Below are 24862 nucleotides of genomic sequence, written 5' to 3'. Positions count from 1 at the left end.
GCAATCTGCTCGACCGCGAGCCGGAGCTGGCCAAGCTCATCAAGATCAAACCGGGTGACCGCTTCTCGGCTGAAAAGCTGCAAGCCACCACCAAGTCGATCGTCGACAAGCTCGGCGAATACGGCTACGCGTTTGCCACCGTCAATGCGCAGCCGCAGATCGATCAGGCCAACCACAAGGTCGACCTGACGCTGCAAGTCGACCCGAGCCGCCGCGTCTACGTGCGCCGCATCAACGTGGTCGGCAACACGCGTACGCGTGACGAAGTGGTGCGCCGCGAAATGCGCCAGCTCGAAAGCTCGTGGTTCGATTCGAACCGCCTCGCGCTGTCGAAAGACCGGATCAACCGTCTCGGCTACTTCACGGATGTGGACGTGACCACGGTGCCGGTCGAAAGCACGCCGGACCAGGTCGACGTCGACGTCAAGGTGACGGAAAAACCCACGGGCTCGATTTCGCTGGGCCTGGGCTATGGCTCGGGCGAGGGGCCCATTATCTCCGCGGGCGTATCGCAGGACAACGTGTTCGGCTCGGGCACGAGCCTCGCACTGAATGTGAACACCTCCACTACCAACCGTACGTTGACGGTCACACAGGTCGATCCGTACTTCACGATTGACGGCATCAAGCGCATCACCGACGTTTATTACCGCACGACGGAGCCCTTGTATTATTCGACCGACTCGAGCTTCCGAATTATCACGGCAGGAGCAGACCTCAAATTCGGCGTGCCTTTCTCCGAGGCCGACATGGTGTACTTCGGGCTGGGGTTCGAGCAGAACCGTCTGGATATCGACGCCAATACGCCTCAGAGCTATAAGGATTACGTCACGCAATTCGGCCGTGTCTCCAACAATGTTCCGTTGACGGCGGGATGGTCACGTGACGACCGTGATAGCGCGCTTGTCCCAAGCCGGGGCTACTATACGCAAGCCAATGCCGAATACGGCACGCCGCTGGGTGATACGCCGTACTACAAGGCAGACCTCCAGGCGCAATACTATTATTCGTTCGCGCGAGGCTTCGTGCTTGGCCTGAACTTTCAGGGCGGCTATGGCAATGGATTAAACGGCAAGCCCTATCCGATCTTCAAGAACTACTATGCGGGCGGTATCGATTCAGTGCGTGGATATGAACCAAGTTCGCTCGGCCCGCGCGACGCGACCACGAACGATCCCATCGGTGGCTCCAAGATGGTCGTCGGCAATATCGAGCTGACCGTTCCACTGCCGGGATCCGGCTACGACCGCACGTTGCGCGTCTTTACCTTCCTCGACGGCGGCAATGTATGGGGCAGCGAGGGCAGTAGCATCGGTGCGAACGGATTGCGCTACGGTTATGGGCTGGGGCTCGCCTGGATCTCGCCGATCGGTCCGCTCAAGTTGAGCCTCGGTTTTCCGCTCGTCAAGCACGCAGGCGATCAGTATCAGAAATTCCAGTTCCAGATAGGCACATCGTTCTAAAGCTATCGTCGGACCGCTCTCGCCGATCCCTATCGTCACGTTGCCTCACTCGATCCGTCCCGCGTTGGCAGCGCCCGATCGCCGACACGTCCGGCCACGGAACGTAGAATGGCGATGAATTCCTGCATGGGCTGTGACGGCAATTCGTGCTTGCGCGTGACGATACCGTAGCTCGTCATGGTCCGGGTGATGGGAATGGGCAGGTGTCCGAGCAGACCCTTGCTTACATATTTTTCGACAGCGGCACGTGGCTGCAGCGAAATCATGTCGGTTGCCTGCAACAGTTCCAGTGTCGAAAAGATTGAAGGCGTTTCCACCATGCCCACCGGCGCAGGAATGCCCGCGCCGGCGAACGTTTCGTCGAACAGCTGCCTGATAGCCGTTGCTTGCGGATAGAGAATCCATGGCCACGCGCCAAGATCGGCCAACTCCAGCCGCCGCCGCTGCAACAACGGATGATGCTGTCCGACGACCACCCAGACCGGTTCCCCGGACAGCACCTCGAAGTCGAACAGTACTTGATGGCGCGGCTCCGTCAGACGGCCGACCATCACGTCCAGCTTCCTTTCTTCGAGCCAGACCGCCAGTTGGTCACTGCTTTGCTCGACCAGTTTGATGACCAGTTGCGGCCGCTGCCGGCGAATCTCCCTGATGCCGGTCGTCACCACCTGAGCGGCCGAAGCCGAGATAGCGCCGACGGTGAGATGACCGTAGCCGCCATCGCTCAAGGTGCTGAACTCGTTCACGAACTTGCCCAGATCGGCTACCGCCGCGGTCGCATAGCGCACGGACAATACGCCGAGATCGGTTGGGCGCATCTCCCGTGGTAGCCGTTCGAACAACTGGGCCCCGAACATCGATTCAATGTCACTCAGGATTTTTGTCGCCGCGGGCTGGGTGATAAGCATCTGTTCGGCTGCGATGCGCAAGTTGTGCGTGCGTCCGAGGGCATCGAGCAGTTGAAGATGTCTGAAGCGCAGCCTTGCCAGGACGCTCGACGTACGCACCGCAAATTGTCTGGACATGGGGTAAACACGCACGAACTCATAACCGGATGGAATCGATTGTACTGAATAAGAGATTGGATGTTTATCGGTCGGCTGCCTAAAGTTGCTGCTGGGCGAATCAACGCGCGGAATCAACGCGCGAACTGGCGGCAAGCCGCGCGCGCCAGACAAACTTCAGTGGAGACAGACATGACATCCCCGCTTTCACTCAGCGTAACGGACACGCTTCCGTCGGACGGATTGTCCGGCACGCTTGTCGGCCGCGCCTGGGTACCTGCCGCGAATTCAATGCCCGCAGGTCCCGCCGTAGTCGTCTTGCGCGCCGACGGAGTGTTCGACATTTCCGACGCAGCACCGACCATCAGCAGCTTGCTGGAGCGGGAAGATCCGGTCGCGACGGTGCGAGCCGCGAGTGGCCGCTGGATCGGCAAGCTGGAGACGATCATCGGCAATACGGCCGATGCAACGGGCGGTACCGCGCGCAATCCGGAGCGCGTCCATCTGCTCGCGCCTTGCGATCTGCAGGTCATCAAAGCAGCAGGGGTGACCTTTGCGGCGAGCCTGATTGAACGAGTGATCGAGGAGCAGGCAAAGGGCGACCCGCAAGGCGCGGTGCGCGTGCGAGAGCAGATCAGGTCTCTGGTCGGCGATAGTCTCACCAGCATCCGACCGGACTCCGCCGAGGCGCGCGAATTGAAGGCGCTGCTGATCGAGCAGGGACTATGGTCCCAATACCTTGAAGTCGGAATCGGCCCTGACGCGGAAGTCTTCACAAAAGCGCCAGTGCTGGCGGCTTTGGGGACAGGCACGGAGATCGGGCTGCATCCGAATTCGGTCTGGAACAATCCGGAGCCGGAAATCGTGCTGTCGATCGACAGCCGCGGCCGCGCGCTCGGCGCGACGCTGGGCAACGACGTCAATCTGCGCGACTTCGAAGGACGCAGCGCGCTCCTGCTTGGCAAGGCGAAGGACAACAATGGCTCGTGTGCGATTGGCCCCTTCCTGCGGCTTTTCGACGAGACTTTCTCGATCGACGATGTGCGCCGGGCGACAGTCGATTTGCGCGTTGAAGGCAGCGACGGTTTTGTCTTGCGAGGCACGAGTTCGATGGACCAGATCACGCGCGACCCGCTCGATCTCGTTTCGCAGACGATCAGTTCGACCCATCAATACCCCGATGGCGCGCTGCTGTTCCTCGGGACGCTTTTTGCACCAATCGAAGACCGCGACGCCGCTGGCGCGGGCTTCACACACAAGCTGGGCGATATCGTGAAGATTTCGAGCCGGCAGCTCGGCACGCTGGTCAACCGGGTCAACCACAGCGACCGCATCGAGCCGTGGACTTTCGGCGTGCGCGCGCTGATGGCGAACCTTGCTGCACGAGGACTACTGGACACAGCCTCTCTCTGATCACGTATGACCCGGCTCTAGCCCCCCATAACAGACCGGCATACCCGGCTTCCTCAAGGAGATAGACGAGATGCAGACTCAACACGTTACGCAAGACCCGTTGGAAAGCGCGGTGCGCAAGGCGCGCCTGCGGCTCGCGCCCTTCCTCGCGCTGATGTTCGCGCTATCGATGCTTGACCGTTCGAACGTCGGGTTTGTCAAACAGGCCCTTCAAGTCGATTCGAACATCGGCAACGCGGCGTTTGCGCTCGGGGCGGGGATCTTTTTCATCGGCTATGCGGTGTTCGAGATCCCGAGCAATCTGATGCTGCATCGGGTGGGTGCGAAGCTCTGGTTGAGCCGGATCATGGTCACTTGGGGGCTTGCGTCGGCGGCCATGATGTTTGCGCACAACGAGGCCTCGTTCTATGCGCTGCGCTTCATTCTGGGCGTGGCCGAAGCAGGTTTTTCGCCCGGCGTCATTCTCTATTCCACATACTGGTTCCCCGCACGTGAACGCGGCAAGGCGCTAGGCATCTACTACTTTGGCTTGCCAGTGGCGCTCGTGCTGGGCAGCCCGCTGTCAGGTTATCTGATGGAGGTCATGGGTGGCCGCCTCGGGCTGCACAACTGGCAATGGATGTTTCTCATCGAAGGTCTCGCTGCGTCGGCTGTTGGCATCGTCGCGTTCTTCTATCTGGTGAGCAAACCGCGCCACGCGAAGTGGCTGACGTCGGCCGAAAAAGACGCCCTGGAAAACGCCATTGCAGCGGAAGACCGGCACAAGGTCGCGCATGGGCCGGCTACTGCGCTGACCGCGCTGCGCAACTGGAACGTGCTTCGCTTTGTATCGATTTATTTCGCCATTCAGGTGAGCGTGTATGGCGTCATCTTCTATCTGCCGACGCGGATTTCGGAGCTGACCGGTACCGCCATCGGCTCGAAGGTCGGCTTGCTGACCGCCATTCCCTGGCTGTGCGCACTCATCGCACTGCGCTTTATCACCGGCTACGCGGACGCGAGCGGGAAGCACCGGCAACTCGCCATCGCCATGCTGGCAGCGGCCGCGGCAGGAATAGCACTGTCTACCCTCGGCAATCACATCGGACCCGTGCTCGTCGCATTCTGTATCGCGACGGTCGGCTTCGTAGTCGTCCAGCCGCTCTTCTGGACCTTGCCGACGGCCTACCTGAGCGGTACCGCGGCAGCGAGCGGTATTGCAATGATCGGCGCGCTCGGCAATCTCGGCGGCTTCATCGCGCCCACATTAAAGACGGCAGTGGAGACGCTCTTTCATAGCCCTCGTGCGGGCATGTTCACCCTGGCGTTTGCAGGCGTCGTCGGCGTGTTCCTGCTTATGAGCATCGGCTTGCAGTCACGCCGCGTAGCCGAAGCGCCGATTGGCTCGGCCGAAGCGACGCTTCGCTAGACACATGCAGATACGCTGCACGCGATTTAACCGGAAATTCACATGAGCATTCTCGGACATCATTTCATCGGCGGACGATGCGGCGCTTGCGCATCGATCAATACGCTCGTCGGCCTTGATGCCGTAACAGGCGAGGCATTGCGTGCAGCGCAGAGCGAGGAGGCCACGTCATGATATTCAATGCGGAAAACACAATGGCCGATCCTTCGGCAACCGTAGAGCCAATCGTGCAACTGCATCCAGATGACGATGTCGTCATCGCGCGGCACCAGCTTGTCGCGGGCATGCGCATCCACGGTAGTCTTGCTGTACGTGGGTTGATCCCGGCGGGTCATAAGCTTGCCGTCCACGCTATCGAAACGGGCGCGCCAGTGCGGCGCTACGGCCAGATCATCGGCTTTGCGACACGTGCCATCGATGCCGGGGAGCATGTCCATACGCACAACCTTGCGATGGGCGATTTCGATCGGGACTACGCGTTCGGCACAGATGCGAAGCCGGCGTCGACGGTCGCAGCGGCGGCGCGGTTCATGGGCATCGTACGCGACGACGGACGTATCGCAACGCGTAACTACATCGGCATTCTGACATCGGTCAATTGCTCCGCAACGGCGGCGCGCGCCATCGCAGATTACTTTCGTCGCGATATTCATCCGCAAGCGCTTGCGGACTATCCAAACGTTGATGGCGTGATCGCGCTGACGCACGCTCAGGGCTGCGCGATCGATTCCGAAGGCGAAGCGCTGGAAATGATCCGGCGCACGCTCGGTGGTTATGCACGGCATCCTAATTTCGCCGGCGTGCTGATAGTCGGGTTGGGCTGCGAAACCAATCAGATCGATGGGCTTATGCAAAGCCAGGGTCTTACGTCCGGCGCGGCGCTGAAGACGATGACCATTCAGGCGACCGGTGGCACGGCGCGCACGGTGGCGGCGGGCATCGAACAGGTCAAGGCGATGCTCGGGGAAGCGAACAAGGTACGGCGCGAGCCCGTGGATGCCAAGCACCTCGTAATCGGCTTGCAATGCGGCGGCTCAGACGGCTACTCCGGCATTACCGCAAATCCGGCACTCGGCGCGGCAGTCGATCGCCTGGTCTCGCACGGTGGAACGGCGATTCTCTCCGAAACCCCCGAGGTCTACGGCGCCGAACATCTATTGACGCGCCGGGCCGTGTCACGTGAAGTCGGCGAAAAGCTCATCGAACGGATCCACTGGTGGGAAGCATACTGCGCGCGCATGAATGCCGATCTGAACAACAATCCATCGGCCGGGAACAAGGCCGGTGGGCTGACAACGATTCTCGAAAAGTCGCTTGGCGCCGTAGCGAAAGGCGGCACGACCAATCTCGTCGACGTGTACCGGTACGCCGAACTGGTGCGTGCCCAGGGTCTCGTTTTCATGGATACACCGGGCTACGATCCGGTTTCGGCGACCGGGCAGGTCGCGGGCGGCGCAAACCTGATCTGCTTTACGACCGGCCGCGGCTCCGCCTATGGTTGCGCGCCGTCGCCCTCGTTGAAACTGGGTACCAACACCGCTTTGTGGCAACGCCAGGAAGAGGACATCGACCTGAATTGCGGGTCGATCCTCGACGGCGAACGAACGGTCGAAGAACTCGGTGAGGAGATCTTCCAACTCATGCTTGCGACCGCGTCGGGCCAGGCGTCGAAAAGCGAGATTCACGGATACGGCCAGAATGAATTCGTGCCCTGGCAGATTGGCGCCATCACATAAGGCGGCGTTTGCGTTTCTTTGGCGCGGCTAGCGTAAGCCAGCCTGTTTGAGCCTAGCTCGACTGCGTAACCCCGTACGCGTTAGGTGCCCGCTTCTTCGGCGGCACGATCATTTCGATTTTGCCGACGAGGAAGATTTACGAAAGGATGCCCAGAACGGCGACGATCGAGATGTATCACATCGCATAGTGGAAGTTGTGCGTGCGCTGCAGGATCATGCCGAAAACGACGGGCGTAGTAATACCGGACAGATTGCCGAACGATCGTGGCGGTCAACACGAGGCCGACGATCACCGGCAACTTGCGCGCGACCGTTACCGATTTACCCTTTTTCAGGAGGCTGTCACTGAGGCAGCCTCCCGCCAGCATGCCGACCATCGCCATGAGATGGGGAATGGATGCGCGTCTACGCCTTGAGATGGGGCTCCAACAGCGACAGGTCCGCAACTGAAAGACGATCGTGCGCGGTCTGCACCTGATGCCAGTACGGATAGAGCAGGGGCGGCGCGCTCACCTTGTCGAGCCGCTCGCGCTGTTCGGCGCTCAGTCTGAGGTTGGCCGCGCCGAGGTTGTCGAGCAACTGCTTCTCGTTGCGTCCGCCGATGATGACCGACGTGACGGCGGGGCGCCCGAGCGTCCATGCGAGCGCGACCTGCGCAGCCGAGACATTCTGCTCGCCGGCGATTTCAACAAGCGTATCGACGATCGACCACAGTCGTTCGGCGTCGCGGATCGGCGGCTCCGTCCAGCCGGCGAGCTGACGCGTGCCCTCGGGCGTCGCGTCGCGGCGGTGCTTACCCGACAGCAGGCCGCCTGCGAGCGGGCTCCAGACGAGAATGCCCAGGCCTTGATCGAGTGCGATCGGCGCGAGTTCGTATTCCGCTTCGCGTGCTTCGAGCGTGTAATGAATCTGCTGACTCACGAAGCGCGGCAGGCGATCGCATTCGCTCACATGCAACGCCTTCATCAGGTGCCAGCCCGAGTAGTTCGAGCAGCCGACATACCGGACCTTGCCATGCCGGACAAGCAGGTCGAGCGCTTCAAGCGTTTCTTCGAGCGGCGTGAGTCCGTCCCATTCGTGCACCTGGTAGAGGTCGATTACATCGGTCTTGAGACGGCGCAGGCTCGCCTCGCAGGCTTCTATCAAATGATGCCGCGACAGACCCCGGTCGTTCGGGCCGTCACCCATGGGAAAGCGGGCTTTCGTCGCAATCAGCACGCCGCCTTTGCGCTTGCCGCCGAGCGCCTGGCCGACGATTTCCTCCGACGCACCGTTCGAATAGACGTCCGCGGTATCGATCAGGTTGACGCCCGCGTCGATGCACATGTCGATCTGCCGGCGCGCATCGTCGAGGCCGACCTCGCCGACGCTGGCGAATTTGCCTTTGCCGCCCATCGTCATGGTGCCCAGCGTGACGGTCGACACCTTGAGGCCCGAACGGCCAAGTTGACGGTAGTCCATGATGAAGCAATCTCCCTATATGCTGTGAGGATTTGCAACTGGCGTGCGGTCGTAAGTCTCACTGCGCCCGCATTCCGTGCGCGGCGTTTCACGTGTCCAGACATGCGACGATAACGGAGATTGAATTACCATTCCAATAGAAAGATGTGATCCAATTAAGCGGTTTCCGTGATTAATCGTCTCTGCAGAAAGAGTGCCAACGTGGATTTGAAGCAACTCGAACATTTCGTGGCGGTCGCGGAAGAGCGACATTTCACGCGCGCGGCGCGGCGCCTCAACCTTGTGCAGTCCGGATTGTCTGCGTCGATCCGCTCGCTGGAAGAAGACCTGGGCGGACCGTTATTCAATCGCAGCACGAGGCGAGTCGCCTTGACGCCTGCCGGCGAAGTGCTGTTCGCAGAGGCGCAGCGGGTACTGGCTGCCGCGCGCGACGCGCGGCACGCCGTCACGCAGGTTCATGGGCTCGCACGCGGGCGGCTGAGTATCGGTGCGATTCATGGTCTCGCGCCTTTCGTCGACTTGCCGGCTTCTCTAGGACAGTTTCGGGCCGCGTTCGGTGGGATCGATATCGAATTGACACTGGACGGCTCGCGTGCGTTGATCGACGATGTGAGGGAAGGGCGCCTCGACCTCGCGTTCACGCAGCCGCCGGATACGCCGCTCGACGATCTCGGATCGCACATGTTCGCATGCGAAGGAATGGTTGTCGTCTGCGCGACGTATCATCGACTTGCGGGCGCCAGCGGGCTGGAGCTGGCCGATCTCGTCGACGAAACATTCGCCGATCTGCGCCCGGAGTGGAGTGTGCGGCGGCTCGTCGATCGAAGCTTTGCGGCGGCAGGGCTGCAGCGCCGGACCAGCTTCGAGGTCAACGACATGCCGATGCTGCTTGAACTGGCCGCACAGGGGCTTGCAATCAGCATGGTGCCCGAATCCGTGGCCGCCGCGAGGGGCAGCGACACGCGCGGCGCGCCGGTTGCGATGGCGAGCCTGCGTGAGACCGAGGAACCCTGCTGGGAACTTGCGGCGGTTTTTAAGGGCAGCGCGGGAGAACCGCTCATACCCGTCGCCCGTGCTTTCCTGGACTTGCTCAAATTGCCCGCGATGATAGCCTGACGCTCGACTCGCCGCTTCGCGCGGCAATAGCGCAACATGCTTAGGACCGCTCGTCATTGGGAGCCCGGCCGGTCACGAAAGAAATGGTCATGCTAGGATCGCCGACTCACTGTTCCAACGGATCGGGATCGTAAGTCGCTTGTAGGCGCCGCGATTCCGGCATCAACGAGGATTCTCATGACTCATTCTGCCCTGACCCCCGGCGCCGTTGCCGTGATCACCGGTGGCGCCGCCGGCATCGGCCTGGCTGCTGCCAAACGCTTTGCGCAGCTTGGGTTGCGCGTCTGCATCGCCGACCTCGGCGCCGACCGCGTCGCGCAGGCGGTGGAGGAAATCGCCGCGCTGACCCCAAGCGGCACACAAGACGTCTTTGCGGTCGAGACCGACGTCAGCGTCGCCGACGATGTTCGCCGCCTGCACGCAACCGTCGTCGAACGCTTCGGCGGAACAGATGTGTTGATGAACAATGCCGGCATTCAGCCCGGCAGCGGGATGTTCGGTCCGACTGGGAACTGGGAGCGCGTGCTGGGTGTCAACCTGTGGGGCGTGATCCACGGTACGCAGATTTTCGTGCCGGACATGATCAAGCGCGGTCGTCCGGGGCTTGTGATCAACACTGGTTCGAAGCAAGGCATCACGACGCCGCCGGGCGACCCCGCCTACAACGTTGCGAAGGCCGGTCTGAAAGCGTTCACCGAAGCGCTGCAGCACGAACTGCGCAACACCGCCGACTGCAGGATTAGCGCTCATCTGTTGATTCCCGGCTTCGTGTTCACGGAACTGACACGCAACGGCCGCGTGGAAAAGCCCGTCGCCGCATGGACGCCCGAGCAGACCGTCGATTTCATGTTCGAGCGTCTCGACGCCGGCGACTTCTACATACTGTGTCCCGACAACGACGTGCCGCGTTCACTCGATGAACTGCGCATCCTATGGGCCGCAGGCGATATCGTCGAGAACCGGCCCGCGTTGTCGCGCTGGCATCCGGACTACGCTACGGCATTCGAAGCGTTCATCAAGCAGCCCCGTTGACTCAAGAGCCGGCACTATGTGGCAACAAAGTGAAACTTATCCTGATCCCGCGGTGGAAGTGCTCGATCCGCGCTTCCTGAAATATCGGATCACGAACGCGGCGGTCGAGCGGCTTGCGACTGGCATGCGCTTCGGCGAAGGACCGGTGTGGTTCGGCGACGGCCGCTTCCTGCTGTGGAGCGATATTCCGAACAACCGCATTATGCGGTGGGACGAGGAATCTGGCGCGACGTCGGTATTTCGCAGGGCTTCGGGGTACGCGAACGGCAATACACGGGACCGCCAGGGGCGGCTCATCACCTGCGAGCACGGCAACCGGCGCGTGACGCGCACCGAGTACAACGGCACGCTGACCGTGTTGCTCGATCGCTTCGACGGCAAGCGGTTGAACTCTCCGAACGATGTGGTCGTGAAGAGCGACGACAGCATCTGGTTCACGGATCCGCCGTTCGGCATCTCCAACAACTACGAGGGTGTCAAAGGTGAGCCCGAGTTGCCGACCAACGTCTATCGCCTCGACCCGGCTACCGGCCGGGCGGAGGTGGTCGCCGACGACATCGTCAATCCGAACGGCATCTGCTTCTCGCCCGACGAACGCCGCCTCTACATCGTCGAATCGGGCTCGAAGCCGCGGCGTATCCGTGTGTACGATGTCGAGGACGGTCGGCGCCTCGTGCGCGGACGCGTATTCGTCGATGCGGGCGAGAACGGCGCGCCAGACGGTTTCCGTTGCGACATGGACGGTAACCTATGGGCCGGTTGGGGCACCGGACCGGGACTGAACGGTGTGATGGTATTCGCGCCGGACGGCAACGCGATTGGGCGCATTGCTTTGCCCGAACGCTGCGCGAACGTCTGCTTCGGCGGCGCGGCGCACAACCGGCTGTTCATGGCAGCCGGGCAGTCACTGTACGCGCTATACGTGGATACGACTGCGGCGGTTGCAACCTGAGCTCGTCGGTGGATTACATCCGCGCCCGGTCGGCGGCGTCACCGCACACCGGCCGGTCATGATGCGGATTATGCGGGTTCAGGAAGTGCGCTGGCGCTCGCTGAACTCCCTGCATAACGTACTCCAGTCGGTTGGCAAGGAACTGCAGTCGCAATCATAGCGGCACTGCACGCCGTGTGCTCGAGCCCGGGCCGTCCTTACGCAGCGTTCGTCAGTTGGTCTGCGTTGAGGCCGAATTGATGCGCGATCGATTGCAGCCTGTCGCCCCATTCCCAGACGCCGAAGACGTCATGTACGTTTTGCAGGCAGCTCAGCAGGCTGACCGTCTGCGGGTCGTATACGTTGATCTTCGAACGCAGTAGCGCTCTTCTCAGCGCAGCGACACCCACATCCATATAGGCGGGCACTTCATGCTTTTTCCTGCTGACATAGTGAATGGGAACACCTTCCATCACTGTCAGGTAGTCGCGTGGCTTGATGAAGTTGCCGATTGGACAGCCGCCGCAGTAACCGCGATATGCGCCGCCGCCGCGCGGCAGGAGCGCTGCTTCGCGCTGCTGGAACAGATGCTGGACCGCCTGGTCGAAAATGACTTGATGGCTTAAAAATTCGAGAGTCATTCGGTTCTCCTGCCGCACGCGAGCTTGCGCGCTCGCCGGTCCTGTCGGAATGAGAGAAGAGTAGGTTTTACCGGAGCACGAATCTACTCTACGGTGGGATATGCCGATGCCGCGTTAGCGTAACTTACCTATACAGAGGTATAGGCGGGGTAATCAGCGCCACGAAAACTCGCGACCAGGGCTGCCGCAGCGCGTCTATCCGTTATCGGTCCGCGCACCTGCCTAACCCGTGTTGATGTTCGCCCGATCCGCGACCATCCGCGTGAGGCGTCCGTTCCTGATCCTCGCTTCAGGGTTTAGCCGGCCCGCACTATGGGCGCAAGCGTACCTGAGTGAGCTCCTCGCAAACCTGCCACAAACGGCCGGCGTTCGAAGTGTCCTTTGCCTGTCTGGCGACACTCGCCTCGCCGATCCTGCTTCCACGTGCCTCCAGAAACCCTTGTGGACCATAGTAGCCACCGTCACTGACGTCACGCGAAGTAGCGGCGTAAAGGGTCGGCAGCGCGCCTGCGTAATCGGTGTTCAGCGCGGCACCGATGAAATGACTAAGGAGCTCGCGGGCAGCTATTGAAATCGCGGAGCGATCACCGCCGCGAAACAGATTGGTGTTTGCGACGCCGGGGTGAGCGGCAACCGACATGACACGGGAGTTGGCAGCGCGCAAACGCCGGTCGAGCTCGAACGCAAACATCAGATCCGCGAGCTTTGACTGCCGATAGGATTGCATCGGCGAATACGTCTTTGTGGATTGGAGGTCGTTGAAATCGATCTGTCCTAGCTTGTGCGCGATGGAAGCAATCGTGACGATGCGAGGTCGCTCAGGCGATCCAGTCGCCGCTAGTTCGAGAGCGGGCATAAGGAGCGCAGTCAACGCGAAATGGCCGAGTACGTTGGTGCCAAACTGCAGTTCGAAGCCGTCGGCAGTTTCGCGCCGTTTCGGTGGCGCCATGACGCCAGCGTTGTTGACCAGAATGTGAATGGGGCGTTGCCCGGCGAGCTCCCTCTGTGCGAACTGTCCTACGGACGCGAGGGATGCGAGATCGAGAATCGCCAGTTCAGCACGAGCGTCGGGTGCGGCGGCGTTCAGACGGGCTAAGGCCTCTTCTCCGCGTTGTTTATCGCGGCACGCAAGTATGACTTGCGCGCCTTTGCGCGCCAGAGCCAATGCAGCATGGTAGCCAATACCGCTGTTCGCACCGGTGATGAGAACTCGCTTGCCGATCTGCGGCGGAATATCTGTCACGGTCCACTGTTTATTCATATTGCTCCGGCTCGGCATGATGGTAGTCGACTTCGAGACTACCATTAGTAAGCTTGGGGTGTCGCTATCGGGTAGGCAGTTGCCGCGATGCTGATCATCCGTGTTGCGTGCTGCATTCGGGGGATTCCAGTTCGCGCATGAGAAGGCGTGGAGGTCAATGTGATTGGATGTGAACAACCTTTCGTTTTCCTACAGCATGCCGCTCGGAAGTTGAATCAAGGATTTGGCGCAAAAAATTTTTGCAAAGTGCGACGCAACGTCAAGCCTGACAATAACAATTGATCAGAATAGCCGCTGATTGACTGAGCCGATGCGGGGCTCCGCTGAAGAACCGACTCAAATGAAAAAGGCCGAGCGGATTACAGTCGGCTAAACGATGTTGGCCATTCCGAGGACCGAGCAACAGCGGGAGAGAGGGCGGCGCATTATTCCATGGGTGGCCCACGGTTGAGTTGTTGTTCGCTGCTGATGTAGTCGGTCAGCGCCCGGACATCGTCGCTCGCAGGCACCCGCGACAGACGCGAGGGTGCGACATCGCTCGTCTTGCCGAGCGCATCGGTAGCACTGTTAAGTTGTTACACCCGCCAAGAGCGGCTAATTCTGGCGTGCCATGCTCACTAAAACTGACAATAGCGATTCACCTCTTGCGCTGGGTAGCAAGATACGCGGGCTGCGGCAGCGGCTAAAGCGCACGCTCGATGATACGGCCACTGCGGCTGGCATTTCGAAGCCGTTCCTGTCGCAAGTCGAACGAGGCCTGGCAAGCCCCTCCCTTACATCGCTGGCGGGTATCGCTAGATCACTCGGAGTGACGGTGCAGTATTTCCTCGACACGCCCAGTGAAGAACGTTCGGTGTGCCGCGCGGAGCAGTTGACGTTTTTTGGCTTTGCGGATTCGGCGAACCTGTTTGCCAGACTCACGAACCTGACCGGAGGCCGTCATCTCGAGGCCATTCTCGTGAGGATGCCGCCCGGGCAAGAGCGTTCCGAAGTGACAACGCATGCTGGCGAGGAGTTCATGTACGTGATCGCCGGTCAGGTATCGCTGACGCTGGAGGGCAAGACATTTGAATTGCGCGCGGGAGATAGCGCGCATTACGAATCGACGGTGCCGCATAGCTGGGTAAATACCGCCCACATCGAGTCGGTCGTTGTCTGGGCCGGTACACCCAGACTGTTTTAGATCGCCGACCAGACCAGTGGCGATACGCTGCTGTCGGCTCATGATTTCGGTGAGGACGAGCCACCCGGGCTACCTGTTCGAGAAGAATCCGCCGACGTTGCAGACTGGCTAGCGCCGGTACGCGCTACCTTGTCGCGGCGGTGGAAGAAGTCGTCAGTTGGTCTCGCTTGATTGCAATAGCGGCGACGGATCCGCTGCCTTCAACCGGTCTACTGGGCGGCGAGCTTCGCGCTCTGTTGTCGCAGGCCCTCGAAGATCCTGTCCGACACATCGGTTGGAAACGCGGCCGGTAACAGCGCCTCAACCTCCGCGACGACATCCTCCGTCATGTCCGTTAGGGTGGTGATCATCTCCTCGACGTCGGCCGGAGCCAGCGTGACTCGTTGCCCCTGCGCAATCCAGTGGCGTCGACGGATATCATTGATCAGATAGTGGGCGTTGTTGCCACGTACCGCCATTGCCAGTTTCACCCGACGCGCAGAAAGCAGGTTCGGTCCATTGCCAATGATCGGGTGCGCGGAGAGAACGTCATAGATCGGCGTGGCCTCATAGCGGTTGGACTTCAGGTGTGCGATGCTGAAATTCTTCGCGTGCCCGTCGGTGGCGGCGAGCATCCAGAACACGATCTGCGTCATGAAGAAATGGCGCTTATCGATGGCGGACCGTTCTGAACCGGCCAGGACTTCCATGATCTTCTGGATTCCGGGCCCGCCATCTGACTCATATTTGTCGGCGGCGGACGTCCCTGTCGCCTGGCACATATCTTCTTGGGGAAGCCGCAGGATCCATGAACCGTCGCTCGCGTACCTGCGATCGAATCGCTCGACGACGAGCACTTTCTGGTCCTCGAAGGTGGCGATGTCGCAACTGGCGATCGGCAAACCATACGCTGCGACGATTTTCGAGCACAGCCACTCGTTTTCCACCGACGTGCGCATGTCGGCGCGCATGTTTCCGACCAGTCCAAGAGGCAGCTTCAGGATATGCGTGGTCGGGGTACTGCCTTCCGGGATGGCCCACTGGTCGTCGTGCCACAGAAGCGCAGTCTTTTCCTGCGCGCCGGCAATGGACAGGCGCAGGTCATCGATGGGTTCATGCTGGCCCAATACGGGCGGGGCCGTTGTTTCCCGCAGTAGCCGCGCGATTTCCGCCTCGTTGAGGGGGCGCCCATTGATCTGCTCAAGATTCACCGGGGTTTCGTCTGGAGGCAGCATCTGGGTAGCGCCTACGCAGTCTCGTCCAAGCTTGGCCAGCAACTCGAACGGCGACGTGCCGCCAGTTTTGTAGCGCCCTGCGATGCGCTCGCGGATAGCCCTGCTATCAGGCAGCAGGTTATCGAAATAGTCCGAGACCACCTTGCCCCGATAGGGCTGATTGCCGGCCGTAAAAGGCAGCGAGAGCGATAGTGGACGTCCCTGTTCGTCTTCTATCCAGGCTTCGAAGTAGGTCAGCTTCTCTCCGTCCCGCGTGGTCTCCCAGGTACCGACTGGCAACCCGTTCATCCAGAGGTTGAGGCTTTTGGCGTGCGAGCGGCGGCCCATTGTTACCAGTCCTCCCGCTTCTTGGGGGCAGTAGTCACTGGTGCCACTCGCTTCCGGGTGGGCGGCTTCGGCGCGCCTTGCCCGCTACCGCGCGCCGGGGTGGCGGCCGCCTTGCGGGTGCCCGCTGTCTTCGCGGCCGTAGTGGTCGCACGCTTTTTTGCCACGCTCTGCTTTGCCGCGACCGGCGGCCCCGCTGTACGCAGACGCCCGGATTGGTAGCCTTCGGGAAGGGCCGAGCTCGACACCTGGGCCAGAACGATATCGACCTTGAGCAACTTCAAAACGTGGAATAGCCGATCCATGCTCGCGGATTCGGGCTTTGCCTCGAGTTGGGCGTAGGTTTGCTGGGCGACCCCCAAATGGCTCGCCACCTGGGACTGCGTGAGTCCGGCGGCCTTGCGGAAGCCGACAAGAAGTGGCCGCAACTGACGAGGGGTTTTAACGGGATAGTCCACGGGCGACCTCGGAAAGTCGTGAAAACATCAACCAGTCTGTGAATGACAGAAACAGTATATATTATGTATTCGACAAATACAGAAAATATGCTGTAAATGGCAGATACAGAAAATAGACTGTTAAGTCGACTTGTGGGGCGCGGGGTAGTCCTCATTGTCGTATGCGCGCATTGCGCGACGAGGGTCTTAATGCCTTTCTGGCAATTGCATATCGATAGAAATTGGATGGCGAGGCGTACAGGTAGCGGTAGCATGGGCGTCCCTTCACCTGTATCTTCCCGTTGATCAAAGCGATGTCAGCCAAACCTCCGCGCTTCGGCATCTGGGCGCTCGTGCATGGTAGCCGCGCGGCGCTGCAGGATCCCGCAGAACCGTATGACGCCTCCTGGGGACGCAACAAGACGCTCGTGCTCGAGGCCGAGCGCCTCGGCTACGACTCGGTGCTCGTCGCCCAGCATACGGTCAATCCGCATGACGCCTCGCTCGACCAGCTCGAGGCATGGACGGCATCGGCTGCATTGGCGGCGCTCACGTCGCGCATCGAGATCATTACGGCCATCAAGCCCTATCTCTATCACCCCGTCGTGCTCGCAAAGATGGCGCAGCAAATCGAGCACATTAGTGGCGGACGCTTTGCAATCAATCTGGTGAACGCGTGGAATCGTCCGGAGCTCGAACGCGCCGGCATCGGTTTTCCGGAACATGATGAACGCTACGTGTACGGCCGCGAATGGATCTCGGTCGTCGATGCGCTGCTGCGCGGCGAAGTGGTGAATCACCGCGGCGATAACTTCCACATCGACGGGTATCAGTTGCGTCCCGCTGATCCGTTTCGCGCACGTCCGCGGATCTACGTCGGTGGTGAGTCGGAGCCGGCGCGCGCACTGGTGGCGGCGCACGGCGACGTGTGGTTCATCAATGGTCAACCGCACGACGACGTTGCACGCCTGATCGCCGACGTATCCGCTCGCGCGCGCCCCGTCGGGCAGGACGATTTGCGTTTCGGCCTGTCGGCGTTCGTGATCGCACGCGAAACACAGGCGCAGGCAGAGGCTCACCTCGAGCATCTCTTCGCGCTGGCCGAATTGGACAAGCCGCTGCGGGAGCGGCAGAAAGCCAATATCGATCCGAACGTGGTGATGATCCAGACGTTCGCACAGTCGCCGCGCGTCGGTTCGAACGGGGGCACGGCCGCAAGGCTCGTTGGCGATTACGATACGGTCGCGCGCCGTATTGCCGAGTTTCACCGCGCGGGGATTGAACTCTTCATGCTGCAGTTCCAGCCCTTCGAGGCCGATATGCAGCGCTTTGCGGAAGAGGTGGCGCCGCGCGTTCGGCGTCTCCTTTCCGCCTGAACGCGGAATATCGGGTTGGAGTCAATCAAGGGTCGCACCTGAAGCCAGGTACGACGTGGTTCGTGATCAGAAGAACGCGCCTGTGGGCGGAAGACGCCCAGTCAGCAAGTTCTGCCCGAGCAGGCGTTCCTTGTAAAGCCGCGGATTGTGCGAGGCAATGACCTTGATGTTGCGCCAGTGCCGGTCCAGAGCGCCCACGCGCGAGACGACCGAGCCTGACCCGAGGTCGATCAGCCAACTGGCGATCTGCGGGGCGAGATCGTCGGTCACCACCTTGGCCTCTGCCGCCGAGAGCGTGGCGGCAAGCGTAGTCTCATATTCGTCGCTCGTGCCATAGCTGTCCCAGGCTCGTTGCAGCGCTCCGACAGCGCGGTCTACAGTCGCCTCGGTGCTGGCCGCATACGCGCGGATACGACCGAGCAATGTCTGCAGTACGGGCTCTTCGGTAGGGTGCGCGGCTTCGCCATGATAGAAGTTGCGCCCCCGCGCGCGTAGAACCTCTACAGCGTCCAATACGATGCGCCGCACGACGCCAGCGATGCAGTTGGTCAGATAGACCTGATGAAAGGTGTATCCCCACGGCGCGGCTTCTTCAGGCTTCGGCGGATCCGGCGGGTAAACATGGGCGGCGGGCACGATCACGGCGCGAAAGGCCGCAGTGCCTGAGCCTGTCAGGCGCTGGCCGAATCCCTGCCAGTCGTCGTGATCGCTGACCCCTTCGCCTCGGTCGAGCACGTATTGCACAGTCCGGCCCGCACGGCTTTCCACAGCAACGCCGATGAATGCGTCGTTGTAGAGGTTGCCCGTCGCATAAACTTTCTCGCCCGAGCCGATGTAGGCATGCCGTTTTTCGTCCCATTCGAGCCTGCTCAGGACCCGGCTCGGGCGAGCGCCCGCCGCCACCGCGTCGCTGTCGGTAAAACTGAGCCCGACGGTCTTGTTCTGCCTGGTCAGGTCGAGGACATGCGCATGAAAAGGGTGGTCTCGTTGTCTAAGCGAGGCTTCGACTTGCCACAGATGGTTACGAAAAGCATGGGCTATATTGGAATCGGCCGCAGCAAGATCGCGAGCTACGACGAAGAGCTCGGTCAACGACAAACCTTGCCCTCCCGCATCGGTCGGCAGGCGTAGCGCACCGAACCCTAGCGCCTTGAGCTTCGCGATCTCATCGTACGGCAGACGATGTGTCAGTTCCCGCTCTGCCGCAGTCGATGCGATATCGGCGATGGCCTCCGAGAAGCCGAGGCTTGCGGACAGCGGCGAGACAAGCTGGGGCCGTCCGCTGTCGACGATCGTGGTTTCAGACGTGCTCATGGTGCTCCATCAAACCTTGATGCTGTAATCCGCGACCTTGATCCGCGAGCGGATAATCTTGCGTTCCGCGAGCCAGTCGGCTGCCCGTTGAAGCTGCGCGATGAAAGCGGCGTCGTCGGGTTCGTGGAATTGATTCACACGCTTCAGGCTCGCCAGATAGTCGCGCACCTGGTTCGGGTATTTGGCTTCTCCCTGTGCGAGCTGCTCGGCTTCGGTGGAATGCGTCGACTGCCAGGAGCCTTCGACGTAGTACGCGTCGATCACCGCGCGAATCAGTTCGGAGTTCTCTTCGGTGAATTTGCGACGCGTTACCAGCGAACTGTAGTCAATCAGGAAATCGAGGTCGCGTCCCTCGTTGAAGATGTCCTTGGCGTCGTTCGAATTACGCGCGATATCCACCGCCGGCGACCACATCGACCAGGCGTCGACCTTGCCTTGCGCGAACGCGGGCGCGGCATCGGGCGGATTCAGATAAACGAACTCGACCTTGTCGCGGTCAATGTGGTTCTTTTCCAGGGCTGCAATGAGCAGGAATTCGCCAAGCCCCGAACGGTTGATGGCAACTTTGCGGCCCGCCAGATCGGCGACCGAGTTGATGCCGCTCGATTTCTTCACGATGATGGCAGTCGAGCGTGGGGAATAGACGTCGAACGCATTGAAGACGATAGGTGAGCCGGCCAGCATGGCGGCCAATGCAGGCGTAGTCGATCCCCAGAAGCCGAAATCCGCACTGCCGCCGACCACTGCCTGAATTGACGGCGCGTGGTTCGGGAACGGACCGATCCATTCGACCTTGATGCCTTTTGCGGCGAGCGTCTTTTCGAACACGCCGCGTTGCTTGGCAATGTCCGGCAGGCTGCCGTACCCCCAGCCGATGCGAACCGTATCGGTGTTGCGTGTCAGCTTGCGCGGCTCGGCTGCCCGCGCTGGGAACAGGCTGCTGGCGGCGGCACCGGCCAGCAGGCCACCCGCCGCGCGCAATAGTTGGCGGCGGCTCAGTGAAGAATCATTCATCCTTGTCAGGTCCTTGGAGTCGTGCAGGAAATCGATCAGTGAGACAGAACGCCCAGTTCTGCGAGCAGCGTGGACCGCAGTTCCTGTGGCGTGTGGTTCTTGGGTCGGAAAGAAGCAGCGATGCGTCCCGTGCGCATGACGAGAATCCTGTCGGCGAGCGTGAGCGCTTCGTCGACGTCATGCGTCACGAGCAGCACGCCCGGGTGATGGCGGGCAACGAGCTCCTTGACGAGACCGTGCATCTTGATCCGCGTGAGCGCGTCGAGCGCCGCAAACGGTTCGTCCAGCAGCAGAAGGGCGGGATCGCGAACGAGGCCCCGCGCCAACGCGACGCGTTGCGCCTGACCGCCTGAGAGATTGCGGGGCCAGTCGTTCTCCCGGCTGGAAAGCCCGACTTCGGCCAGGGCACGAGCCGCGCCGGCTCGGCCGACAGTGGTTTCATGACCTAGAGCGACGTTCTCCCACAGCGTAGCCCAAGGCAGTAGACGAGGCTCCTGGAACACGACGGAAGGACGCTCGGGCGCGCGGATCTGCCCAGCGTCGGGCAGATCGAGGCCTGCCAGCGCGCGCAGCAGGGTGGTCTTCCCGCACCCGCTTTCACCCAGCAGCGCGACGAATTCGCCTTGGTGGATGTCAAGATCCAGTGCATCGATGACGACACGCGTGCCATAGCAGCGCCGCAGGCCACGCACCGATACGCCCAGCGCGGACTGACTGACGCGATCTTCGTTGACGAGTGCCGATACTTCGGAACCACGGGGCAGTGCGATGCTTTGGCTCACTTTTGCTCTCCTTTGGCGTAATTCGCGTGCCATGAGAGGAAATGGGTTTCAAGCACCCGTACCAGCGCGTCCGCTACGACGCCGATGATCGCGTAGATGATCATGGTCAGCAAAATGACATTGGTTTGGAGGAATTCGCGGGCATCCATTGCGAGGAAGCCGATGCCCTTTGTGGTCGCGAGTGTTTCGGCGATGACCAGCGCGAGCCAGGCATGAGCGAGCGCATAACGTACGCCCGTGAGGATTGACGGCATCGCTCCGGGCAGAATGATCCGTCGCACGATCGCGGTCCAGTTCAGCCCGATAACCTTGGCGAGCTCCATCAGCTTCGGATCGATCTGGCGGATGCCAAGCATGGTGTTGATATAGATGGGAAACAGGACCGCGAGCGCGACAAGGAAAATTTTCGCAACCTCGCCCACACCGAACCAGACGATGACGAGCGGCAGCATCGCAAGGAAAGGGACCGCGCGCACCATCTGGATCGATCGGTCGAAAAGGGCCTGTGCCAGCGGTGAGAAGCCGACCATGATGCCAAGCGCGAGGCCGATGATTCCCCCAATGAGGAAGCCCGCCATTGCACGCAGAAGCGAGACGCCGAGGTGAACGAAAAGATCGCCGTTTCTGGCCAGATCCAACGCGGTTTCCGCGACACTGCTTGGAGCCGGGAGCACCTGAGGCGCAATCAGTCCAATACGCGCCGCAGCCTCCCAAAGCACCAGGACCAGAACTGGAACAATCCAGGAGAGCCAACTATAAAGCGCACCTCTCGAAACACCTGCACGCATTCGTTTCGAAGAGACATAGCTGTTGCGAGAGGAAGTTAAGTCAGCCATGTCGGTTCCATATCAGCCATGAAAAAAGAGTGCTCCGATATGGAGCCGGTACAAATCAACCCGCCATGCGGAGACGAGTCCTGACACACGATTGCTACTTCAGCGATACCCCGATGCGGGGGCAGACATTGGTCAACTTCGGCATGTCACGAAGGCGAGCCTGTTATTAAAGGCCGTTTGACATCGCAATGACAAACAGTTTTTTATGCTTTGCTTTGCAGTTTCAGCGCGTTGCTTCACGGCAGCGTCGCCCGAATGCAATCGGCGTGTATTGACAGCAATGGGGCGAACGACGGATCGCCCGTCCAGAATCGACGTCTTGCGGAGCAACGACCCAACCTTCGGCTATAGGCAAACAAAAGCGGGCTTCGAAATAAGCTTTTATTCGAACCAAAGCGCTTCTCTGGTGGACTCTTTTTGCCGCGACGGCGACTAATCGAATCGCCCGGCAACGCATAAGCATGAGCTGAATCGTTGGTTGCCGATGCCGCATCGATGCTGCTTTCATGAATTACGCCATCGACCCCAAGGAGGACGTCATGAGTACAGTGCTCGACCGCCAGCAATCGCCATCCACCGTTCGTCGCGGCTTCAGCAAGCCCGGCGTTGGCGCAAACCCCTGAGAAGCTCGAACTGCGCTAGGCAGTCCGATCCACAGTGCGCGTGACCTGATCGGCCGCAAGGTCGGCGTGAACACGCCGGGCGCTTACGAGCAGTATCTGGTGACCGCGTATCTCGAGAAGGCAGGCCTGTCCAAAGAAGAGATCCAGAAGGTGGTGTTCGTCGCGGCGCGCGTGGAATTTTTTGGGTTTGAATAGTTCGAGCCGGCGATTGGATCGAAGGCGGTTGAGCTAACCGTAGATATAGATCTTGAGCGGCACCTCGGGGTGGTACAAAGGACGGTATGTGAGCGCAGGCTCGTTGCCCTCCGTCCCTAGCTGCCGAAAATCCAGCTCATCTACAAATAGATCGACGACACGCACGCGATTCGTATCCGTTACGTAGTCGTCGAGTGCATCAGGAAGGAGAAAACTTCGCGGACGGCTGCCGCCGTGAACGAACCGCGTCATCTCTCTCCCTCCGAGACCGGATACGGAAATCATTGTGGTTCTGGACCAGCAAGGGACTGCCCGGAACCTCGCGGTCACAGTCGACCGGGAACGACTCAATTGCCTCGCCGACTATCCACCGTCGGCCGAAACTCGAGCCGAGTCACTGACGAACGTTGGACCGTACGGCATCTCCAGAGCCGGCGTAGCGTGCTGTTCCGCATAGGCGCGACGCATCGGCTTCAGCACGAATAGGGCGAGCAGTGCCGCCACTGCGGCCATTCCGGACGCGAGCATGAACACCGCGTGCCAGCTGCCCGTCATCGCCGTGACGACGCTGGTAAATGGCACCAGCAGCGCGGCCGTTCCCTTCGCCGTATACAACAGCCCCGCGTTAGTGGCGGCGAATTTCGGTCCGTACGTGTCGCCGCAAGTGGCGGGGAACAGGCTGTAGATTTCGCCCCATGCAAAGAACACGATGCCGGTGAGCAGGACAAACGCAACCGGGCTTTGACCGTACTTCGACAGCGCCAGAATACCGACCGCCTCGATGGCGAACGCGATGAACATCGTATTTTCCCGGCCGATGCGGTCCGAGATCCAGCCGAAGAACGGCCGGGTCAGACCGTTCAACACGCGGTCGATAGTCAGCGCGAAGGTCAGTGCGGGCAAGGTCAATCCGAGCAGTGAAACCGGCGAATCGTGCAGACCGAAGTCTTTTGCGATCGGTCCGAGCTGCGCGGTCGCCATCAGGCCGCCCGCAGCCATCATCACGAACATCAGGTACATGACCCAGAACACCGGTGAACTAATCACTTCGCGGGGCGTCGCGTTGTAGACCACGCGTTGCACCGCGCTCTTCGCCGACGCGAGCAGAGTGGCCGGTGGCGCGAGCAGCGCGAGACCAAGTATGAAAACAATGATGCCCTGGCCAAGACCGAACCAGAGGAACGTGGCTTCATAGCCGCTGCTCTTGATCATGCTGGCAATCGGCACGACGGTGGCCGCCGAGCCTGCGCCGAAGCCGGCCGCCGTTATGCCCGCAGCGAGCCCGCGGCGATTGGGAAACCACTTCAACGCGTTGCCCACACAGGTGCCGTACACTGCGCCCGCGCCGACGCCGCCAATGGCGGCCGCGATATACAGCAGCGGCAACGACGACGCCACCGAGTTGAGCGCCCATGCCGCTGCGCAGAGCAGGCCGCCGACGACCACGACGGGACGCGGACCGTACTTGTCAACGAGATAACCTTCGATCGGCACGAGCCACGTTTCCGTCACCACGAAGATGGTGAATGCAACCTGAATCGCCGTGCGACCCCATTGGTATTTCTCATTGATTGGATTCACGAACAACGTCCAGCCGTACTGCATGTTCGCGATCATTGCCATGCAAATCACACCAAATACCAGTTGCACCCACGGCGACGCCCTCCACGACGACGCCCCTCCCTGTAGATCCGCGCTCATAACTGTCTCCTAGGTCTTGCTGCCTGATGTTTGCGGGGCCAAGGTGGCTTCTCCGCCCGCCACCGGCACGATAACCGGTGATCCACCCCATACAGTATGTGATATATCAAGTAAGTCAAGTGAAAGAATTATTGGGGTTATCACCACGTAATTCTTAATATGAAAGCTGACTGTATGTAAGCGCCGACATTATTTCGCTGCGAAAAAAAGGCCCGCTGGCAATGCCGGCGGGCCGAGGACATGAAGCGAGACAAGGCTGTTCGCAACATGCCTTGCCTTTATATATGAAAGCTAAAAGTAATGTGAGTTTTTTATTTGAAAGAAATTTGGATGCTCCTCGACGTCGATGCGTCGAGAGAGTGAGCGAGGTTGGCGCGGGAAACGGGGCAACCGTGCA

At 60.7% G+C, this 24862-nt stretch carries 22 protein-coding genes and 1 pseudogene; 10 read left to right on the top strand and 13 right to left on the bottom strand.

Going from position 1 to position 24862, the window contains the following annotated elements:
• On the top strand, positions 1-1463 hold a 1463-nt coding region (gene bamA, locus ACQKRQ_RS35810; RefSeq protein WP_427482316.1), incomplete at its 5' end, for an outer membrane protein assembly factor BamA.
• Positions 1464-1498: 35 nt separating this feature from the next.
• Here bamA and ACQKRQ_RS35805 read toward each other — a convergent pair.
• The gene (locus tag ACQKRQ_RS35805; RefSeq protein ID WP_427482331.1) at positions 1499-2488 is read right to left on the bottom strand and encodes a LysR family transcriptional regulator; all 990 of its coding nucleotides are present in this window, start codon (positions 2486-2488) and stop codon (positions 1499-1501) included.
• Positions 2489-2659: 171 nt separating this feature from the next.
• On the opposite strand from ACQKRQ_RS35805, the gene ACQKRQ_RS35800 reads away from it, so the two are divergent.
• The 3 genes from ACQKRQ_RS35800 to ACQKRQ_RS35790 all read left to right on the top strand — a co-directional run bounded on the left by ACQKRQ_RS35800 (position 2660) and on the right by ACQKRQ_RS35790 (position 7024).
• Positions 2660-3880, top strand: coding sequence for a fumarylacetoacetate hydrolase family protein (locus tag ACQKRQ_RS35800; protein ID WP_427482314.1), 1221 nt, complete (start codon positions 2660-2662; stop codon positions 3878-3880).
• Between the two features lie 70 nt (positions 3881-3950).
• Complete coding sequence (locus tag ACQKRQ_RS35795) at positions 3951-5288, top strand: MFS transporter (RefSeq protein ID WP_132379856.1); 1338 nt, start codon at positions 3951-3953, stop codon at positions 5286-5288.
• Positions 5289-5482: 194 nt separating this feature from the next.
• Positions 5483-7024 (top strand): UxaA family hydrolase, encoded by a 1542-nt coding sequence (locus ACQKRQ_RS35790; RefSeq protein WP_427482312.1) that lies wholly within the window; start codon positions 5483-5485, stop codon positions 7022-7024.
• Positions 7025-7104: 80 nt separating this feature from the next.
• Here the strand turns inward: ACQKRQ_RS35790 and ACQKRQ_RS35785 are convergent, their stop codons facing one another.
• Positions 7105-7407 carry a hypothetical protein gene (locus ACQKRQ_RS35785; RefSeq protein WP_408288430.1) on the bottom strand — a complete coding sequence of 101 codons (303 nt, stop codon included), beginning with the start codon at positions 7405-7407 and terminating at the stop codon, positions 7105-7107.
• 22 nt (positions 7408-7429) lie between these two features.
• The gene (locus ACQKRQ_RS35780; protein WP_427482311.1) at positions 7430-8485 is read right to left on the bottom strand and encodes an aldo/keto reductase; all 1056 of its coding nucleotides are present in this window, start codon (positions 8483-8485) and stop codon (positions 7430-7432) included.
• A 201-nt stretch (positions 8486-8686) separates the two neighbouring features.
• On the opposite strand from ACQKRQ_RS35780, the gene ACQKRQ_RS35775 reads away from it, so the two are divergent.
• The 3 genes from ACQKRQ_RS35775 (at position 8687) to ACQKRQ_RS35765 (ending at position 11585) form a co-directional block, all read left to right on the top strand.
• On the top strand, positions 8687-9601 hold the full coding sequence (locus tag ACQKRQ_RS35775) for a LysR family transcriptional regulator (RefSeq protein ID WP_408288432.1): 915 nt from the start codon (positions 8687-8689) through the stop codon (positions 9599-9601).
• A gap of 177 nt (positions 9602-9778) precedes the next feature.
• Entirely contained in the window at positions 9779-10633 is an 855-nt protein-coding gene (locus ACQKRQ_RS35770) for an SDR family NAD(P)-dependent oxidoreductase (RefSeq protein ID WP_427482309.1), read from the top strand.
• Between the two features lie 16 nt (positions 10634-10649).
• On the top strand, positions 10650-11585 hold the full coding sequence (locus tag ACQKRQ_RS35765) for an SMP-30/gluconolactonase/LRE family protein (protein WP_132379868.1): 936 nt from the start codon (positions 10650-10652) through the stop codon (positions 11583-11585).
• A 197-nt stretch (positions 11586-11782) separates the two neighbouring features.
• Here ACQKRQ_RS35765 and ACQKRQ_RS35760 read toward each other — a convergent pair whose 3' ends face one another.
• Both ACQKRQ_RS35760 and ACQKRQ_RS35755 read right to left on the bottom strand, forming a co-directional pair.
• Complete coding sequence (locus ACQKRQ_RS35760) at positions 11783-12205, bottom strand: hypothetical protein (protein WP_408254028.1); 423 nt, start codon at positions 12203-12205, stop codon at positions 11783-11785.
• A gap of 310 nt (positions 12206-12515) precedes the next feature.
• The gene (locus ACQKRQ_RS35755; RefSeq protein ID WP_427482306.1) at positions 12516-13466 is read right to left on the bottom strand and encodes an oxidoreductase; all 951 of its coding nucleotides are present in this window, start codon (positions 13464-13466) and stop codon (positions 12516-12518) included.
• 610 nt (positions 13467-14076) lie between these two features.
• On the opposite strand from ACQKRQ_RS35755, the gene ACQKRQ_RS35750 reads away from it, so the two are divergent.
• On the top strand, positions 14077-14649 hold the full coding sequence (locus ACQKRQ_RS35750; protein ID WP_427482304.1) for a cupin domain-containing protein: 573 nt from the start codon (positions 14077-14079) through the stop codon (positions 14647-14649).
• A gap of 209 nt (positions 14650-14858) precedes the next feature.
• On the opposite strand, the gene ACQKRQ_RS35745 is transcribed toward ACQKRQ_RS35750, so the two are convergent.
• On the bottom strand, positions 14859-16190 hold the full coding sequence (locus ACQKRQ_RS35745; RefSeq protein ID WP_427482302.1) for a type II toxin-antitoxin system HipA family toxin: 1332 nt from the start codon (positions 16188-16190) through the stop codon (positions 14859-14861).
• Between the two features lie 2 nt (positions 16191-16192).
• Complete coding sequence (locus ACQKRQ_RS35740; RefSeq protein WP_427482300.1) at positions 16193-16645, bottom strand: helix-turn-helix transcriptional regulator; 453 nt, start codon at positions 16643-16645, stop codon at positions 16193-16195.
• A gap of 293 nt (positions 16646-16938) precedes the next feature.
• Between ACQKRQ_RS35740 and ACQKRQ_RS35735 the strand changes: the two genes are divergently transcribed.
• Positions 16939-18000, top strand: coding sequence for an LLM class flavin-dependent oxidoreductase (locus ACQKRQ_RS35735; protein WP_427482298.1), 1062 nt, complete (start codon positions 16939-16941; stop codon positions 17998-18000).
• A 66-nt stretch (positions 18001-18066) separates the two neighbouring features.
• Here ACQKRQ_RS35735 and ACQKRQ_RS35730 read toward each other — a convergent pair whose 3' ends face one another.
• The 4 genes from ACQKRQ_RS35730 to ACQKRQ_RS35715 are packed head-to-tail and all read right to left on the bottom strand — an operon-like array spanning position 18067 to position 21946.
• Positions 18067-19314 carry an acyl-CoA dehydrogenase family protein gene (locus tag ACQKRQ_RS35730; RefSeq protein ID WP_427482297.1) on the bottom strand — a complete coding sequence of 416 codons (1248 nt, stop codon included), beginning with the start codon at positions 19312-19314 and terminating at the stop codon, positions 18067-18069.
• Between the two features lie 9 nt (positions 19315-19323).
• A complete protein-coding gene (locus tag ACQKRQ_RS35725; protein ID WP_408317434.1) occupies positions 19324-20328 on the bottom strand; it encodes an NrtA/SsuA/CpmA family ABC transporter substrate-binding protein in 1005 nt (334 codons plus the stop codon).
• Between the two features lie 35 nt (positions 20329-20363).
• On the bottom strand, positions 20364-21110 hold the full coding sequence (locus ACQKRQ_RS35720; protein WP_132379886.1) for an ABC transporter ATP-binding protein: 747 nt from the start codon (positions 21108-21110) through the stop codon (positions 20364-20366).
• Entirely contained in the window at positions 21107-21946 is an 840-nt protein-coding gene (locus tag ACQKRQ_RS35715; RefSeq protein ID WP_427482296.1) for an ABC transporter permease subunit, read from the bottom strand. Before ACQKRQ_RS35715 ends, ACQKRQ_RS35720 begins: the two co-directional genes overlap by 4 nt.
• 650 nt (positions 21947-22596) lie before the next feature.
• Here ACQKRQ_RS35715 and ACQKRQ_RS35710 point away from each other — a divergent pair.
• Positions 22597-22764: an ABC transporter substrate-binding protein gene (locus ACQKRQ_RS35710; protein WP_427482330.1), complete on the top strand. Its 168-nt coding sequence runs from the start codon at positions 22597-22599 to the stop codon at positions 22762-22764.
• A 36-nt stretch (positions 22765-22800) separates the two neighbouring features.
• Here ACQKRQ_RS35710 and ACQKRQ_RS35705 read toward each other — a convergent pair.
• Positions 22801-23016, bottom strand: a pseudogene (locus ACQKRQ_RS35705) (IS5/IS1182 family transposase); the annotation flags it as partial.
• Positions 23017-23127: 111 nt separating this feature from the next.
• On the bottom strand, positions 23128-24465 hold the full coding sequence (gene oxlT, locus ACQKRQ_RS35700) for an oxalate/formate MFS antiporter (protein ID WP_132379892.1): 1338 nt from the start codon (positions 24463-24465) through the stop codon (positions 23128-23130).
• Positions 24466-24862: the final 397 nt, after the last annotated feature.

Origin of the sequence: Paraburkholderia sp. NPDC080076, assembly GCF_050281145.1 — a bacterium.
Taxonomy (GTDB): domain Bacteria; phylum Pseudomonadota; class Gammaproteobacteria; order Burkholderiales; family Burkholderiaceae; genus Paraburkholderia.
The sequence above is the reverse complement of the archived record's forward strand: the minus strand, read 5'-3'. Positions and strand labels throughout refer to the sequence as shown.

What these genes read in the sequence shown, in the direction of transcription:
- ACQKRQ_RS35805 (WP_427482331.1), bottom strand. Translation starts at nt 2,488, where the DNA reads ATGTCCAGACAATTTGCGGTGCGTACGTCGAGCGTCCTGGCAAGGCTG.
- ACQKRQ_RS35800 (WP_427482314.1), top strand. Translation starts at nt 2,660, where the DNA reads ATGACATCCCCGCTTTCACTCAGCGTAACGGACACGCTTCCGTCGGAC.
- ACQKRQ_RS35795 (WP_132379856.1), top strand. Translation starts at nt 3,951, where the DNA reads ATGCAGACTCAACACGTTACGCAAGACCCGTTGGAAAGCGCGGTGCGC.
- ACQKRQ_RS35790 (WP_427482312.1), top strand. Translation starts at nt 5,483, where the DNA reads ATGGCCGATCCTTCGGCAACCGTAGAGCCAATCGTGCAACTGCATCCA.
- ACQKRQ_RS35785 (WP_408288430.1), bottom strand. Translation starts at nt 7,407, where the DNA reads ATGGCGATGGTCGGCATGCTGGCGGGAGGCTGCCTCAGTGACAGCCTC.
- ACQKRQ_RS35780 (WP_427482311.1), bottom strand. Translation starts at nt 8,485, where the DNA reads ATGGACTACCGTCAACTTGGCCGTTCGGGCCTCAAGGTGTCGACCGTC.
- ACQKRQ_RS35770 (WP_427482309.1), top strand. Translation starts at nt 9,779, where the DNA reads ATGACTCATTCTGCCCTGACCCCCGGCGCCGTTGCCGTGATCACCGGT.
- ACQKRQ_RS35765 (WP_132379868.1), top strand. Translation starts at nt 10,650, where the DNA reads ATGTGGCAACAAAGTGAAACTTATCCTGATCCCGCGGTGGAAGTGCTC.
- ACQKRQ_RS35760 (WP_408254028.1), bottom strand. Translation starts at nt 12,205, where the DNA reads ATGACTCTCGAATTTTTAAGCCATCAAGTCATTTTCGACCAGGCGGTC.
- ACQKRQ_RS35755 (WP_427482306.1), bottom strand. Translation starts at nt 13,466, where the DNA reads ATGAATAAACAGTGGACCGTGACAGATATTCCGCCGCAGATCGGCAAG.
- ACQKRQ_RS35750 (WP_427482304.1), top strand. Translation starts at nt 14,077, where the DNA reads ATGCTCACTAAAACTGACAATAGCGATTCACCTCTTGCGCTGGGTAGC.
- ACQKRQ_RS35745 (WP_427482302.1), bottom strand. Translation starts at nt 16,190, where the DNA reads ATGGGCCGCCGCTCGCACGCCAAAAGCCTCAACCTCTGGATGAACGGG.
- ACQKRQ_RS35735 (WP_427482298.1), top strand. Translation starts at nt 16,939, where the DNA reads ATGTCAGCCAAACCTCCGCGCTTCGGCATCTGGGCGCTCGTGCATGGT.
- ACQKRQ_RS35730 (WP_427482297.1), bottom strand. Translation starts at nt 19,314, where the DNA reads ATGAGCACGTCTGAAACCACGATCGTCGACAGCGGACGGCCCCAGCTT.
- ACQKRQ_RS35725 (WP_408317434.1), bottom strand. Translation starts at nt 20,328, where the DNA reads ATGAATGATTCTTCACTGAGCCGCCGCCAACTATTGCGCGCGGCGGGT.
- ACQKRQ_RS35715 (WP_427482296.1), bottom strand. Translation starts at nt 21,946, where the DNA reads ATGGCTGACTTAACTTCCTCTCGCAACAGCTATGTCTCTTCGAAACGA.
- oxlT (WP_132379892.1), bottom strand. Translation starts at nt 24,465, where the DNA reads ATGAGCGCGGATCTACAGGGAGGGGCGTCGTCGTGGAGGGCGTCGCCG.